Genomic DNA, 15,060 nt, shown 5'->3' with positions numbered 1-15,060 from the left:
ACCCATGGGTTCGCTGAAACGAATGGCTGTGCTGTGTGGTTTTACGCTGGTGTTTGCGGCTGCTGCCCAGGCAGAGGATTGGCAAGTCGCCAAGGACGAAGACGGTATCAAGGTATCCCTGAGCGAAGTGGCCGGCTCCAAGTACAAGGCTTATCGCGGTGTGGCCCTGATCAAGGCGCCTGTGGCCAAAATTGTTGCCTTGCAGGAAGACGTGGCGGGTGCCTGCGCCTGGATTCACGAGTGCAAATCCCAGAAACTGGTCGACAAGAAAGGCGACGAGGCCTGGACCTACACGCAGTTCAAGGCGCCGTTCCCGGTGACCGATCGTGACTCGTACATCCACGTCACCACCACCAAAAATGCCGATGGCAGCGTCACCCGCACCTTGCAGGGCGTGCCCACCTACAAGCCCGAAGAAAAAGGCTATGTGCGTGTCGCTCAGGTGGAGGGTTTCTGGAAGCTGGTCCCCAAGGGCGCCGATCAGACGGAAGTGACCTATCAGGTGCACACCGAGCCAGGTGGCAGCGTGCCATCATGGCTGGCCAACAAGTTCGTGGTGGAGGCGCCGTTCAACACCTTGAAAGCCTTGAAAGATCACGCTGAAAAATAACCGCGGTTAATCCGGTGCCTTCAGCCTTGAGCGGAACGTTTGCCGAACCCTCAAGGTCCAGATAGATGTGAGCCCACACATGGGTTTTATCGAGGAGGCACCGATGCCGAAGTGGAATATTTCTTTCATCAATGACCGTGGTGAGCCGGTAGTCGAGCAATTCGATTGCGAGCACGAGCCGACGCTGGAAGAAGCCGCACAATTGGTGCGGGTGCGTGTGTCGCCGGTGTTGGAAAAGCTGGACCTCAACGATCTTGCCGATCGTGTGCCCGATCCCACGGTCAAGAGCCTGCATGATCAAAATGGTATCAAAGACCTCAAGGTCGAACCCGCCGCCTGAACATTTCCTGTATGCCCTTCAAGCGCCTCTGGTGGAGGTGGTAGCTTCGCGCTACTCTGCAACTGAGATCAGCGAATGAATCGCTAAAGGTCTGGTCTTGTCAGCTACATGCTTGTTTTCCTGCGGTGCTTGTATTTGCCGTAGCTCCCGCGCCAGTACGGCGCGGGCCAGGGGAGCACGGAAAGTCTATCCATCAATTCGAGGAGCACTTTTCATGAGCACAGCCTATCAAGAAGACATCAGCACCAACGTTCTGCGCCGCATGAAAGAAGGCGGCTTCGATTTCTCGCGTTTTCACCCCATCGAGTTCTACGCCATTTTCCCGGATGAAGAACGGGCGCGCAGGGCTGCGGGTGAGTTTCGTGGGGAATCCCTGAATGCCCAGGTCAGTGCGCGCGACGATGGTGCCTGGTACCTGGAACTGAGCAAAATCATGTCTGCAACCTACGACGGCATAGGAGACTTCGAGCAAGACTTTGAGGCGGTGGTCGAGCCGCTGGGCGGGATCATCGAAGGATGGGGCGTGAAGCAGGAGGTGCGTGGGTTACCCATGTAGCAATCAGTAGCATGAGAAACACAGCGTATCGGCTGGCCTTTGGGTCGGCCGATTTTGTTTGTGGTGCCGGAAAATCTACGGAACTGGCGTCGCCCTTTTTTGCACCAAAAAAAAGGCCACCCGAGCAGGGTGGCCGAAAGGGAAGACCGGGAGGTCGGTCGGTACACGAAGCACTACGTTACCGATGGCGCAAAGGGTTTAGCTGTAGGACGCGTCCTGTTCAGCTGATGGTGGTGATTATCTGCAGGCTTGGCCGGGCAGCGAAATCAACTCTGGCTATGCTGTTGATAGTCAAAGCCCGCATTGCGATGAAGCGTGGGGCAGTACACCGGGCATTCTGCGCACCAGGACGGTGCGAGCAGATTCCTTTGGTTATTCAACTCACTGATTTTTAAGTGTTTATGCCGCTGGCACGGGCCTTGCGATGGTTCTTGCGTCCGGGTGACAAGGAGTACGGCATGATCCGCACTTATTACGATGAAATGTACGATGGGGCAGGACAGGTCCGGCCTCATTATCGCGAGTTCGCCCGTTGGTTGGCCGACACCCCCGCCGAGCTGCTGGCCCAGCGCCGGCGCGAAGCCGATTTGCTGTTCCACCGCGCCGGCATCACCTTCACCCTCTACGGCGACGAGCAGGGCACCGAGCGCCTGATTCCCTTCGACACCATCCCGCGCAGCATCCCCGCCAGCGAATGGCGAGTGGTCGAGCGTGGCTGCATCCAGCGGGTCAAGGCGCTGAATATGTTTCTCGCCGACCTCTACCACGAACAACGCATCATCAAGGCTGGGATCATTCCTGCGGAACAGGTGCTGGCCAACGAACAATACCAACTGGCCATGCAGGGCTTGAACCTGCACCGCGATCTGTATTCCCACGTTTCCGGCGTGGACCTCGTACGCGATGGCGACGGCACGTACTACGTACTGGAAGACAACCTGCGTACGCCCAGCGGCGTCAGCTATATGCTCGAAGACCGCAAGATGATGATGCGCCTGTTCCCCGAACTGTTCGCCGCCCAACGCATCGCACCCATCGATCACTACCCCAACTTGCTGCTCGATACCCTGAAAAGCTCCAGCCCGCTGGATAACCCCAGCGTGGTCGTACTGACCCCGGGTCGCTTCAACAGCGCATTTTTCGAGCATGCGTTTCTCGCCCGGGAAATGGGCGTGGAACTGGTGGAAGGCGCTGACTTGTTCGTGCGCGACGACCGCGTGTTCATGCGCACTACCGATGGCCCGCAGGCCGTGGACGTGATCTACCGTCGCCTCGACGATGCGTTCCTCGACCCGCTGGCCTTCAACCCGGACTCCATGCTCGGCGTGCCCGGCCTGCTCGCGGCGTATCGCTGCGGCAATGTAGTGCTGGCCAATGCCATCGGCACCGGGGTGGCGGATGACAAGTCGGTGTATCCCTTCGTCACCGAGATGATCCGGTTTTACTTGGATGAAGAACCTGTCTTAAAGAACGTTCCGACCTTCCAGTGCCGCAAGCCTGACGAGTTGTCCCACGTCCTGGCCAACCTGCCGGACCTGGTGGTGAAGGAAACCCAAGGCTCCGGCGGCTACGGCATGCTCGTCGGGCCGGCGTCCACGGCGGCGGAAATCGAAGCGTTCCGCGCGCGAATCAAGGCCAAGCCCCACGCCTATATCGCCCAGCCAACCCTGTGTTTATCCACCTGCCCGACCTTTGTCGAAAACGGCATTGCGCCGCGCCATATCGACCTGCGCCCGTTTGTACTGTCCGGCAAGGAAACCCGTGTGGTCCCGGGCGGCTTGACCCGCGTGGCGTTGCGCGAGGGCTCGCTGGTGGTCAACTCATCCCAGGGCGGCGGCACCAAAGACACCTGGGTGGTCGAGGACTGATGCCATGCTGAGTAGAACTGCCTCGGATCTGTACTGGATGTCGCGCTACCTGGAACGCGCGGAAAACCTGGCGCGCATGCTCGATGTCAGCTATTCGCTGTCGCTGATGCCCCAGGATGGGCGGGGCGATGGCCTGCATGAGCTGGCCATGCCGCTGTTGATCACCGGCACCCTGGAGGATTACCACGAGCGCCACGGCGAGTTGCACGCCGAACGCCTGCTGCATTTCTTCGCCCTGGATGCCGCCAACCCCGCGAGTATCTACAGTTGTCTCGGCGCTGCGCGGTCCAGCGCCCATGCGGTGCGTGGGCGAATTACTGCCGACATGTGGGAAAACATCAACGCGACCTGGCTGGATATTCGTGACATTGCCCAGCAAGGGCTTAGCCGTTATGGCATGAGCCGGTTTTGCGAGTGGGTCAAGGAACGTTCCCATCTGTTTCGCGGCGCCACCTACGGCACCATCATGCGCAACGACGCGTTCCGGTTTATTCGCCTGGGCACCTTTATCGAACGCGCCGATAACACCTTGCGCCTGCTGGATGCGCGTTACGAAATGGCTGGCGATCGTGCCGAGGCCGTCACCGATGGCACCGCCCACGCCTACTACCAATGGAGCGCCTTGCTGCGCGCATTGTCGTCGTTCGAGGCCTACACCGAGATCTACCGTGATGCTCCCGGCGCCCGGCAAGTGGCGGAGTTGCTGCTGTTGCGCGCCGACGTACCGCGCTCATTGCGTGCCTGCAGTGAAGAGATCGACCAGATTCTTGCCAGCCTGCCTGGCCTCAACGGCCGACCGGCCCAGCGCCTGGCCGCCGAGATGGACGCGCGCCTGCGCTTCACCGCCATCGATGAAATCCTCGAGGAAGGCCTGCATGCCTGGCTGACCGACTTTATTCCCTTGGTCCGCCAGTTGGGCGACGCCATCTACGCATCCTACCTGGAGGCCGTATGAGACTCTCCATCAGTCACGAAACCACCTACCACTATGAAGACCAGGTGCGCGCCAGCATCCAGTACCTGCGCCTGACGCCCCACGACAGCGAGCGCCAGCATGTACTCAGCTGGCAGCTTGACCTGCCGCGCCCGGTGCGTGCCCAAGTGGACCCGTTCGGCAATATCCTGCATGTGCTGACCTTGGACGAGCCCCACGACGCCATCGTCATCGGTGCCCGTGGCCAGGTGGATATCGACGAATTGCGCGAGGCCGAACACGAGAGCCAATCGGCGTTTCCGTTCCTGCGTTGCACCCGCTTGACCGAGCCCGACGACGCTCTGCGCGGGTTTGCCGCGCAGAATTGTCATCAGCGTCGCGACCGCACCGCGCTGATCGATCTGATGCATGCGCTCAACCAGGTGATGGTCTATACGCCCGGCGCGACCGAAGTCGACACCTGCGCCGCCCAGGCCTTCGCCGGCCGTGCGGGCGTGTGCCAGGACCACACCCATGCGTTCCTGGCCTGCGCGCGCAGCCTGGGCATTCCAGCGCGGTATGTGTCGGGTTATTTGTACACCGAGGACAGCACGCACCTGGCCAGTCACGCCTGGGCCGAAGCCTGGCTGGATGACGCCTGGTACAGCTTTGACGTGACCAACCAGCTTGCGCGGCCGGAGCGGCATTTGAAACTGGCGGTGGGGTTGGATTACCTCGATGCCTGCCCGGTACGCGGCATGCGCCGTGGCGGTGGGCATGAGCAGATGCATGCCAAGGTGTCTGTGGCGCCGACGCCGGTGGTTTCAGTGCAACAGCAATAGACAACACCTGTACCATGTGGGAGCTGGCTTGCCTGCGATTGCGGTGGGGCAGCTACCGGTACGTCAACTGACAGTCCGCTATCGCAGGCAAGCCAGCTTCCACAGGGGATTTGTGGTGGGTTCAGGGTTGTTGTTTACGCCCGGCCATGTGCTTCAGATATCCGACCAGTAACTCCAGCTCATCGTCCGGCAACACACTGGCGGTGAACGCTGGCATCTTGGCCTGTGGCCAATGCCGAACACTTTGCGGATCACGGATGTAACGCTTGAGGAAGTCGCCGCCGAAATATTCGGTGGGGCTGTAGGGGATATTGAGGTCCGGTCCTACCTGCGCATCGCCGACGCCATTGAGGCGGTGGCAGGCCAGGCAATTCTTTTGAAACAGCGCGAACCCTTGGTTGATCGGATTATCGGCCGCCAGTTTCGGGTCGGGCAATAACGCCGGAAAGCGCTCGGCCACTGTCTTCAATTGCTTGATGCGGGCGATCTGGAATGGCCACTGCTCAGGGCTGATATGCCCCGCTTGCGGGTCGGTCCACACCAGGTAGAACGGCCCGGCACTCGGTTTGCCGTCTGCCAGCGCAGGCCATGGCTGAGCAGGATCTTCCACCGCCAGCCAGGCGCGTGCGCCGTGTTGTTGCAGCAGCGGCGCCGCCGTCAGTTCGGCGGCGAAACCATCAAGGGCAACGGCCTGCAGGTGGCTCTCAGCGGTTAATCGCGGTAAGAGTACGGCCAGCGGCACGGCCTGATAGGTCATGGTGCGCTTGTAGGAAACGTCATCAACGATTTGCACCGTTTGTGCTTGTGGATGTTTGAGCAAGTCCTCGGTTTGCCAGGTCTTGCTGGCGTGGTCGAGTTCGAGGGTTAACTGCGCCGCCGATACGGGCAGGGCGCTCAGCAAGGCAAGAAGGACGAGAAGGCATTTCAAAAGGCAGGCCCGGTATCGAGTGGCGATGCGTTCACGATAGCCAAAATCGGCGCATAAAAAGACAGCTCCTGCAGGACCGCTATGCGCAATGTCCGGGCAGGTGCTGCCAAAAGCTGCATACCTGGCGCTGTGCAGGCACGGAATGTAAGGGGTGAGGCGTCACCCAATGACCTTGGTCAAATTGGGCAAGATCAGAATCAGTGTAGTGGCGAACAGAATAAGTCCCGCCTGACGTACTTTCGAATGTTTGAACATGGCTGACTGCCTTTTGTTGTTATTCCTGAGCGTCAAATACGTGCCGGTGTTTTCAGTATGGCGAGATGACGTGTCGCTTTTCTTACCGTTGCCCCAGCAAAACCCGGCAGCAACCTCCTACTGATTGAACCTTAGAGCCCTCGTTCTGCGTGGCTTAGACTCATTTCATATCAGCTAAGCAGGTTTTGAGCTTAAAAAGGCATGAGGCATATCGCCATATTAGCGCCAATGCCTTGGCTAGACAGCTAAAACGATTAACTAGCCATTTAGCTTAGGTGGCTACCGTTCGTCCGAGCGTGGGGGGCAAATCAATGAGCGCATCCGTCATTGAAACCGTGTCAATCGGCCTTAAGGAGCGCGGAGCTTGCCTTGAAGGGGTGTTTCAAGGCAGGCTCTGGGGTGTGCAATATTCCCATCACCGTGTCAGGTATTTTTTATGTCGCTACGCGTCTGTATCCTGGAAACCGATATCCTGCGTCCAGGCTTGATCGATCAATACCAAGGGTACGGGCAGATGTTCAAGCGCCTGTTCGCCAAGCAGCCGATCGCCGGCGAGTTTGTCGTGTATAACGTGGTGCAGGGCGAATATCCACCGGACGATGAGGTGTTTGACGCGTACCTGGTGACCGGCAGCAAGGCCGACTCCTTCGGTACGGACCCGTGGATCCAGACCCTCAAGGCCTATCTGCTCGAGCGCTATGAGCGCGGCGACAAGTTGCTGGGCATCTGCTTCGGCCATCAGTTGTTGGCGTTGCTGCTCGGCGGCAAGGCCGAACGCGCGAGCAAAGGTTGGGGCATGGGCATCCACGATTACACGCTTGATGCCAAGGCGCCGTGGATGAGCCCCGAGGTGCCGGAACTGACGCTACTGATCAGCCACCAGGACCAGGTGACCTCGCTGCCAGCAAACGCCACGGTCATCGCGTCCAGCGAATTTTGCCCGTTCGCCGCGTACCACATCGGTGATCAGGTGCTGTGCTTCCAGGGCCACCCGGAGTTTGTCCACGATTATTCCCGCGAACTGCTGGAGATTCTTCAGACAACTCTGGGCGAGAAGGTCTACGCGAACGGCGTGGCCAGCCTTGAGCGCGACCACCACGGCGCAACCGTGGCGGAGTGGATGATGCGTTTCGTGGCCCACAAACCCGAGGTCCGTGTTTAAAGCCAACCTGAACGCTTGAAACTGCCCCAGAGTGCGGTGCAACCGGTCGCAATGAACCCGAGCACCGCAAAATAGCCGTAATGCCATTGCAGCTCGGGCATGTTTTGGAAGTTCATCCCATATATCCCCGCCACCGCGGTGGGGAACGCCAGGATCGCCGCCCACGCGGCGAACTTGCGCTGCACCACGCTCTGGCGTGAAGCCTCCAGTAATACACCGATCTCGATGGTCTGGCTGGCGATATCGCGCAGGGTGGTGAGGTCTTCCATCTGCCGCGTCACGTGGATCTGCACGTCACGGAAGTACGGGCGCATGTTCTTGTCGATAAACGGGAAGCTCAGCTTCTGCAGTTCCTGGCTGATCTCCACCATCGGCGCCACATAACGCTTGAGGCGCAATACGTCGCGACGCAGGCCGTGGATCTTCTGGATGTCGCGTTCGCTCAGCGAACTGCACAGCACGTTACGCTCCAGCTCATCGATCTCGGCATGGATCGCTTCGCTCACCGGCTGGTAGTTCTCGGTGACGAAATCCAGCAGCGCATAGAGTACGAAATCTTCCCCATGCTCCAGCAGAAGCGGCCGCGCCTCACAGCGCTGGCGCACGAAACCGTAGGACGCTGAGTGACCATTGCGCGCGGTGATGATGTAGCCGTTGCCGGCAAAGATATGGGTTTCGATAAACTCCAGCTTGCCGTTCTCGCGCACCGGCGAGTAGGTGACGATAAACAGCGCGTCGCCGAAGGTTTCAAGCTTCGGGCGGCTGTGCTTTTCCATTGCGTCTTCAATCGCCAGTTCGTGCAGGTTGAACTGGCGTTGCAGGTTGTTCAGCTCCTGGGCGTCGGGCTCTTCCAGGCCGATCCACACAAAGTGGCCGGGTTTGGCGGCCCAGGCCGCGCCCTCGTCGAGGGTGATATCGGTGACTTTCTTACCGGCGCTGTAGACGGCGGCCGCAACAACTCTACCCATGGTGCTGATCGCTTCTAAGGGGGAGGACAGGTGTTGGGCAGCTTAGCGTGAATGGCGTTCCGTGGTGGCTATCGTTTGTAGTGAGCGAGCTTGCTCGCGCTGGGGGGAGAAGCGCCCCCAAGTTGTATTCAGACAGCCCGTGCCTCACGGTCCAACTGCGCGATACAGGTTTGCATCTGTGTCTGACAGGTTTGCATCAGTCGAGGGATGTCATCCGAGGTCAGGCCCGTTGTAGGAATCGGCGGCAACGAGCGTATGAGCACATCACCGCTGTTCCAGCGGTTGAGCTGCATGTGGGTCACGTAATTGCTGACACACACCTGCACGATCGGCACCCCCGCCGCAATCGCCATATGGAACGCGCCTTTCTTGAACGGTAGCAAACCCTTGCCCAGGTTACGCGTGCCCTCGGGGAACACCCAGATTGACGTGTCTTTGTTTTGCAACGTGTGGGTCGTGGTGAGCATCGCACGGCGTGCCTTATGCGCATTGCCACGGTCAATCAGCACATTGCCCGCCAGCCAGAACAACTGCCCGAACAGCGGCACCCATTTCAAGCTCTTCTTGGCGATGCACACAGTGCGATGGGGCACCACGTTGCCCAACACAAACAGGTCATAGTTGGACTGATGATTGGCGATAACCACGCAGGTACCTGGTTTGTTGCGCAGCGAGTCCACCTCGGCCTTCACATTCAGCCCCAACAGCCGCATCGCCGGCAGCGCGTAGAGGCGGGCACACAGGCGGCTATTATCCGGATTGAACGGCCGGCACAGGCCGATCAGCACGCCCAGTACACCGGCGATCATAAAGTGCAGGCCCATCAACGACATACGCAACAGAAAAAGCATCGACACGGCCTATCCGGACAAAAGGTGGCGCAGTGTACGGACGTGCACTGAATTCGGCAATTGCCCCTTAAGAGGTAGGAGATAGGCGATGTTTAAGCACATGTTTCAATAAGTTCCCGCAAGTGCGGGCTAGAGCGCTAGAGATATTTCAGATTTGGTTGTAAGAAAAAGCCCGACTCAAGGCCGGGCTTTGGCGCAGCAGGGGCAGGCAACTCAGATCAGGTTATGGCTCTGGTCCTGGATGATTGCTTCGTCCAAGGCTTCCAGCAGCGCCTTACGCACCTTCAACTTGGTGTGCTTGTGAGCGTTCATATTCAGCTTCTTCAACTGGCGCGCTGCTTCGAGCGCTGCTGCGTGCAATTCCTCGGGCGCCACCACCTTGTCGAGGAAGCCGGCTTGCAGCGCACCTTGCGGGTCAAACATCTCAGCATTGATGACCGAACGATGAAACGCCGACTTGCGCAAGCGATCCCGCGCCAGCTCGATACCGGCGTGGTGCATGGTCATGCCGATCGCCACCTCATTGAGCCCAATGCTGAACGGGCCTTCCACGCCAATCCGATAATCCGCCGACAACAGCAGGAAAGCACCCTTGGCCACCGCGTGCCCAGTGCACGCCACAATCACCGGAAACGGGTGCGACAACAGACGACGCGCCAACGTCGAACCCGACGTCACCAGGCCGATGGCTTCCTTGGGCCCGGCGGTCATCACCTTCAAGTCATAACCACCCGACAGGATCCCCGGCGTACCAGTGATCACCACCACCGCCCGGTCCTTCTCCGCCTGGTCCAGCGCTTCATTAAACGCACTGACCACCGCCGGAGAAATGGCATTCACCTTGCCGTTGCTCAGGGTCAGGGTCGCAATACCGTCTTCGAGGTGGTAGGCAATCAACTCACTCATGACGCGGTTCCTTGTAGGATTTGTTATAGAAGGCTTTTAATAATAGAAGTGCATGCAACAGACGTTACCCACCGCGCCCGCCCCGGTAAAGCGCTATGACTGACTGGCCAGTCAGGCTTTTGCCCCGTGCAGCCTGTGCAAATGCCTGGGGCAGGGAGCAACCGCTGGCCCACACGCGCATAGTCGATGCCTGAGAATGGCACAATCACCGCCCCTCGCCGGGCGCAGAATGGTTTACCGGCTAACCGCATGAATATTCTGAAAAAAACCTTTGCCATCAGAAAGGCTTTCGACTACATTAGCGCGCCTCGACAGACTGAACTGGTTTGACGAGATACGGTGAAGTGTCCGAGTGGCTTAAGGAGCACGCCTGGAAAGTGTGTATACAAGAAATTGTATCGAGAGTTCGAATCTCTCCTTCACCGCCAAATTTGATGTAAACAAAACCCCTGGTTTCGAGAGAAGCCAGGGGTTTTGTAGTTTATGGGTTTGAAAATCTTACCTTTATCAAATCACGCGCTTGGCTTATCCATCCGTCGCGCAATGACATCCAGCAAATCACATCCATCGCGCAGCGGAATTGAGCAGAGCAGCGCGAAATCACTAAGCACTACGGAGTCACTACTGATTTCACTACGTAATGCGAGGTTCTCCAGGACTTGGGTAACCGCGCGAAGTCGATAGCTCGCGGCGTCTAGGAGGATTTCCAGTGGTACGGTTGTATCGACGAAAAGTGCTGGAGTGGTGCTGTCGTTGCTGGTAAGTGCTAGGTATTGGTTCATGCGTTAAGTCCGTTCACTTAGAGAATGTGAGCCACGCATTTGTCGCCAAACAAAAGGTGGCAGCTGTACGCAGGTTGGCGAACCGGGACAAGAACGGACAAAGACCGGCAGACCCGAAGGTCTCCCACGCACAGCTACCATTGAGCAGCTTATTGCGTGCAGGGGCATCCCGCAAATCTGCCGGGAGGCTGCTGCCGTCTTGTAGTCGGGTCGCCAAACCCGGTCACCATATGGGCGACCGAGCGACTATAGGCTTGGGCATTTTGAAACGGGAGAGCGCTGGTTCCGAGTCGCTTGTAGGACGTTGCCCAAAATAATCTGTCGAGCCTTCATGCCTGTGCTTTGCGGTGGCCTGGGCTTTCAATGCATAGTCAGCCGGCTCAAATATCCGAACTCACTTAATCCCACATACAAAAACACCGGGCAATGCCCGGTGTTTTTTAATGATGATGCCGCTTTTTTACTGCGCAGTTTTCAACTTAACCACATCACCCGAAATCTTGGTGGTGTAGCCGCTCAGCACCCAGGCCCAGAACCATTTTTCCTGGATCTGCGTGTTGATCAGCGCGTCGCCGCCCTTGGCCTTGATGGCCTCGTTCTGGGCGCGGACGAAACGGCTGTTCTGGCCGATCGGGATAACGCCGAAAAGCATGATGCCGGTGGCGCTGGCTTCGCTGTGACCCAGCACGGTGTATTGGCTGCTGTCGTATTGCGGGGATTTGATGGCGGTGCCGGTGCAGCCTGCGAGGGTGAAACCAAGCACTGCTGCCGCGACTGTTTTACTGACGTACTTCACTGAATAACTCCATGGCATAAAGCCCGAGATTCAATTCTCGGGGGGCTGCACTTTAATCGCTCTTGTAACAGATTGAAAATAATCGGCGCGGTACGCTTCAATCCAGGCTTGTCGCTAGAGCGGGGTGATGGCAAAGCGCTCATAACGCTGGCGATGAATTCCAGGACTTGCTAAGGTCGCCGCCTTTCCAATACGCCATTCAGAGGGATCTAAATGCACCCGGTGCTTCGCAAGACGTTCGGCGGGCTTTCTGCCCAGTACTACATTCGCAATTTCCTGTTCGGGCTGATTTTTCCCGTGCTGATCTATACGGCGTTGACCCAGTCGAAGACCGGTGGGTTCGCGCTGGGCACGCTCTTTTTTTGTTTGGTCAGCAGTCTGCTTTACCCCTACGCGCGCTTCGTTTATGAAAGCATCATGGGGTACATTTTTGGCAATAACGTGTTCTTTGTGAACGCGATCATGATGCTGACCGTCAAGCTGTTCACCATGGCAATGTGCTGGAGCATGGCGATTTTCATTGCGCCGGTTGGGCTGGCTTATCTGTATTTTCACCACAGCCGGGCGGCGAATCAGGCCTGAGTCAGCTGAAGTCTTTTGTAGTGAGCGGGCTTGTCCCGCGCTGGGCTGCGCAGCAGCCCCAAGGAAGACGAATGCGGAGTATCAGACATTCCCCGGTGTCTGGTTTTGGGGCTGCTGCGCAGCCCAACGCGGGGCAAGCCCGCTCGCCACAGGAAGGGGCGCCAGCTTTGGAACGTTGTGTGTATATCCTTCCATCTTTGGCGGCGGAGTTTCAGATGTGCAGCCAGGCCAGGCTGCCTAGTACCACTGCCGCGCCCGCTGCCGTATAGGACAGGCGCTTTAGCCACTCCCTTCTGGTCAGCAGCGTAATCGCCGCCAAAAAAATCGCGATCTGGATGGCGGTCATCGCCTGGGCCCAGCGATGGTGCTGATGCAAGGCCTGCTCTGACTGTTCATCCCATTGCTTTGACGTGGCTTCAAGCTTCTCGGCCTGCTTGCGCACGTCTTCCTTCTGGCTCTTGTAGCGCTCGATCTCATCCTTGTAGTGCGCGGCGTCCACGCCAGGGATGTGCGTAGCCAGTTCCGCGAGGTTTTGCCGGCTGGATTTGGCCTGGTAGTAATTCCATTGGTTGGCGGCTTCGGTCTTGAAGATGGCGGCGTTGTTCTTGTCCATCGCCGCTTCGCTTTCGCTGGAGCCGGCCTGGTAGCTGAGCATGGCGCCGAGGGTGGCCATGAGGGCGGTCATCACGGCGATGCGGCTGGCGAAATTGTCGCCGCGGCCGTGGGCATGTTCGGTGGTGTGTTCGAGGTGTTTTTCGTGGGGGCTGGGGACTTCGAAGGCTTCGGACATGGGGGCGTCTATGAAGGGACTGAGGGGGTCTAATTCTTCACCAGCAAAGCTGTCTCAAGCCTGTACGTAACGTCGGATCAGCCCGTCTCACAACTCCAATTGCGTGGCCTTTGCTTTGCAGCGCTGTTGCCATGTGTAAGCGTCGATGGTTGCGCGCAGGTTGCTTGCACCTGACCTGGCCCGTTATTGTGCTGAATCCTTTTAGTCCTTCTCCCAGGGTTTTGTAGTGATGAATGCACCATCGCTTACCGCAGTCGGTCCGATCAAGGCCGTGATTTTCGATATGGACGGGTTGTTGCTGGATACGGAAGGCATCTACACCGAAGTCACAAAAATCATCGCTGAGCGTTACGGCCGTACCTACGACTGGAGCATCAAGCAGCACATCATCGGTCGTGGCGCCCAGGATCTGGCCGACTACGTGGTCAAGGCGCTGGACTTGCCGATCACCCCGGCCGAGTTTCTCGAGATCCGCGAACCGCTGATGAGCGAGCGCTTCCCCAAGGCCTTGGGCATGCCAGGCGCCGAAGCGTTGGTACGTCACTTGAAGGCGCACAATATCCCGATTGCCGTGGGCACCAGTTCCTCGCGTAACTCGTTCGGCCACAAGACCACATTGCACCGCGAATGGTTTGGTCTGTTCGATACCATCGTCACTGCTGACGACCCGGAAGTTGGCGCCGCCAAACCCGCGCCGGACATCTTCCTCACCGCCGCGCGTCGCCTGGGCGTTGCACCCGGGGATTGCCTGGTCTTCGAAGACTCGCCCTTCGGCGTCACCGCCGCCAAAGCAGCTGGCATGACCGCCATCGCCGTACCCGACGAGGCCATGGCCGACAGCAAATATCATCACGCAGACCAGATCATCCGCAAACTCGCCGACTTCGACCTGCCAGCCTATGGCCTACCCCCTTTTCCCTGACTGAACACAGTCAAATGTGGGAGCTGGCTTGCCTGCGAATGCGGTGTATCAGTCGCCATATCCAATGACTGACACTCCGCTATCGCAGGCAAGCCAGCCCCTCATTGGCTCTTGCAGTGTCCCAGAAACCTCAGGCGCTGAACCCACCATCAATAGTCAAACTCGCCCCAGTGATATACCCAGCCTCCGGCCCCGCCAGGTAGGCCACAAAGCTCGCAATTTCCTCCACCTGCCCATACCGCCCCACCGCCATCAACCCCATCAGACTCTCGGCAAACTCACTGTTCGCCGGGTTCATATCGGTATCTACCGGTCCTGGCTGCACATTATTGATAGTGATGCCCCGAGGTCCCAGGTCTCGCGCCAAGCCTTTGGTCAATCCCACCAGCGCCGCCTTGCTCATCGCATACGGCCCGCCACCGCCAAACGGCATGCGTTCGGCGTTGGTGCTGCCGATATTGATCACCCGGCCACCTTCACCCATATGCCTGGCCGCTTCCTGGGTGGCGATGAATACACTGCGGACATTGATCGCCAGAGTCTGGTCGAAATCCTCCAGCTTGAAATCGTCCAGCGGCGCGATGGCCAGCACGCCAGCGTTGTTGACCAGGATATCCAGGCGCCCGAAGGCCTCGACGGTGGCGTTGACCGCGTTGCGGATTGCGCCGGCATTGGCGCTGTCGGCGTGAATCGCCAGGGCTTTGCCGCCGTCGCGGATCACGCTGTTTTGCAGTTCTTCAGCCTTGGCGGCCGAGCTGACGTAGGTAAAGGCAACCGCCGCACCTTGTGCTGCGAGGCGCTTGACGATGGCGGCGCCGATGCCGCGGGAGCCGCCTTGAATCAAGGCGACTTTGCCGCTGAGGTTGTGTGTGGTCATGTCGATCTCCAAGTGGTGCAAGGCAGGTTGCCTTGTTGTTGGAACCGAGTATCAACCTCACAGGCCCCCTCAGGTAGACCGTGATTGCTATAGTCTGTGTAAACCAAAAGTT

17 protein-coding genes and 1 tRNA gene are annotated in these 15,060 nt (G+C 58.5%); 10 read left to right on the top strand and 8 right to left on the bottom strand.

Features of this window, described 5'->3' with window-relative positions; genetic code table 11:
* The first annotated feature begins 4 nt into the window (after positions 1-4).
* From H0Z09_RS21750 to H0Z09_RS21725, 6 genes are all read left to right on the top strand, one after another.
* Positions 5-610 (top strand): START domain-containing protein, encoded by a 606-nt coding sequence (locus tag H0Z09_RS21750; RefSeq protein WP_186693361.1) that lies wholly within the window; start codon positions 5-7, stop codon positions 608-610.
* 79 nt (positions 611-689) lie between these two features.
* Positions 690-950 carry a hypothetical protein gene (locus H0Z09_RS21745; protein WP_076949546.1) on the top strand — a complete coding sequence of 87 codons (261 nt, stop codon included), beginning with the start codon at positions 690-692 and terminating at the stop codon, positions 948-950.
* A 214-nt stretch (positions 951-1,164) separates the two neighbouring features.
* Complete coding sequence (locus H0Z09_RS21740) at positions 1,165-1,506, top strand: ribonuclease E inhibitor RraB (protein WP_065873940.1); 342 nt, start codon at positions 1,165-1,167, stop codon at positions 1,504-1,506.
* 458 nt (positions 1,507-1,964) lie between these two features.
* Complete coding sequence (locus H0Z09_RS21735; RefSeq protein WP_076949544.1) at positions 1,965-3,374, top strand: circularly permuted type 2 ATP-grasp protein; 1,410 nt, start codon at positions 1,965-1,967, stop codon at positions 3,372-3,374.
* 4 nt (positions 3,375-3,378) lie between these two features.
* Positions 3,379-4,329, top strand: coding sequence for an alpha-E domain-containing protein (locus tag H0Z09_RS21730; RefSeq protein ID WP_186693360.1), 951 nt, complete (start codon positions 3,379-3,381; stop codon positions 4,327-4,329).
* Positions 4,326-5,129, top strand: coding sequence for a transglutaminase family protein (locus H0Z09_RS21725; protein WP_186693359.1), 804 nt, complete (start codon positions 4,326-4,328; stop codon positions 5,127-5,129). The genes H0Z09_RS21730 and H0Z09_RS21725 overlap by 4 nt, the downstream gene beginning before the upstream one ends.
* Before the next feature lie 121 nt (positions 5,130-5,250).
* Here the strand turns inward: H0Z09_RS21725 and H0Z09_RS21720 are convergent, their stop codons facing one another.
* Positions 5,251-6,057, bottom strand: coding sequence for a cytochrome c (locus tag H0Z09_RS21720; protein ID WP_186693358.1), 807 nt, complete (start codon positions 6,055-6,057; stop codon positions 5,251-5,253).
* Between the two features lie 691 nt (positions 6,058-6,748).
* Here H0Z09_RS21720 and H0Z09_RS21715 point away from each other — a divergent pair.
* Positions 6,749-7,474 (top strand): amidotransferase, encoded by a 726-nt coding sequence (locus tag H0Z09_RS21715; protein ID WP_186693357.1) that lies wholly within the window; start codon positions 6,749-6,751, stop codon positions 7,472-7,474.
* Here the strand turns inward: H0Z09_RS21715 and H0Z09_RS21710 are convergent.
* The 3 genes from H0Z09_RS21710 to H0Z09_RS21700 form a co-directional block, all read right to left on the bottom strand.
* Positions 7,471-8,442, bottom strand: coding sequence for a magnesium and cobalt transport protein CorA (locus tag H0Z09_RS21710; RefSeq protein ID WP_076949539.1), 972 nt, complete (start codon positions 8,440-8,442; stop codon positions 7,471-7,473). The genes H0Z09_RS21715 and H0Z09_RS21710 overlap by 4 nt on opposite strands.
* 128 nt (positions 8,443-8,570) lie before the next feature.
* The gene (locus H0Z09_RS21705) at positions 8,571-9,293 is read right to left on the bottom strand and encodes a 1-acylglycerol-3-phosphate O-acyltransferase (RefSeq protein WP_186693458.1); all 723 of its coding nucleotides are present in this window, start codon (positions 9,291-9,293) and stop codon (positions 8,571-8,573) included.
* A gap of 213 nt (positions 9,294-9,506) precedes the next feature.
* Positions 9,507-10,199 carry a crotonase/enoyl-CoA hydratase family protein gene (locus tag H0Z09_RS21700; RefSeq protein WP_186693356.1) on the bottom strand — a complete coding sequence of 231 codons (693 nt, stop codon included), beginning with the start codon at positions 10,197-10,199 and terminating at the stop codon, positions 9,507-9,509.
* A gap of 338 nt (positions 10,200-10,537) precedes the next feature.
* On the opposite strand from H0Z09_RS21700, the gene H0Z09_RS21695 reads away from it, so the two are divergent.
* Positions 10,538-10,627, top strand: a tRNA-Ser gene (locus H0Z09_RS21695).
* An 84-nt stretch (positions 10,628-10,711) separates the two neighbouring features.
* On the opposite strand, the gene H0Z09_RS21690 is transcribed toward H0Z09_RS21695, so the two are convergent.
* On the bottom strand, positions 10,712-10,981 hold the full coding sequence (locus H0Z09_RS21690; protein WP_186693355.1) for a short-chain dehydrogenase: 270 nt from the start codon (positions 10,979-10,981) through the stop codon (positions 10,712-10,714).
* Between the two features lie 460 nt (positions 10,982-11,441).
* Positions 11,442-11,777, bottom strand: coding sequence for a hypothetical protein (locus tag H0Z09_RS21685; RefSeq protein ID WP_076949535.1), 336 nt, complete (start codon positions 11,775-11,777; stop codon positions 11,442-11,444).
* 213 nt (positions 11,778-11,990) lie between these two features.
* Between H0Z09_RS21685 and H0Z09_RS21680 the strand changes: the two genes are divergently transcribed.
* On the top strand, positions 11,991-12,359 hold the full coding sequence (locus tag H0Z09_RS21680) for a hypothetical protein (RefSeq protein ID WP_186693353.1): 369 nt from the start codon (positions 11,991-11,993) through the stop codon (positions 12,357-12,359).
* A gap of 211 nt (positions 12,360-12,570) precedes the next feature.
* Here H0Z09_RS21680 and H0Z09_RS21675 read toward each other — a convergent pair whose 3' ends face one another.
* A complete protein-coding gene (locus H0Z09_RS21675; RefSeq protein ID WP_186693352.1) occupies positions 12,571-13,149 on the bottom strand; it encodes a DUF4337 domain-containing protein in 579 nt (192 codons plus the stop codon).
* Between the two features lie 229 nt (positions 13,150-13,378).
* Here H0Z09_RS21675 and H0Z09_RS21670 point away from each other — a divergent pair, with 229 nt between their 5' ends.
* Positions 13,379-14,071, top strand: coding sequence for an HAD-IA family hydrolase (locus H0Z09_RS21670; protein ID WP_186693350.1), 693 nt, complete (start codon positions 13,379-13,381; stop codon positions 14,069-14,071).
* Positions 14,072-14,201: 130 nt separating this feature from the next.
* On the opposite strand, the gene H0Z09_RS21665 is transcribed toward H0Z09_RS21670, so the two are convergent.
* Entirely contained in the window at positions 14,202-14,948 is a 747-nt protein-coding gene (locus tag H0Z09_RS21665; protein WP_186693348.1) for a 3-oxoacyl-ACP reductase family protein, read from the bottom strand.
* Between the last annotated feature and the right edge of the window lie 112 nt (positions 14,949-15,060).

It is taken from the genome of Pseudomonas sp. SWRI18, assembly GCF_014268345.1.
GTDB lineage: Bacteria > Pseudomonadota > Gammaproteobacteria > Pseudomonadales > Pseudomonadaceae > Aquipseudomonas > Aquipseudomonas cedrina.
This window is presented reverse-complemented; position numbering and strand designations above follow the sequence as displayed.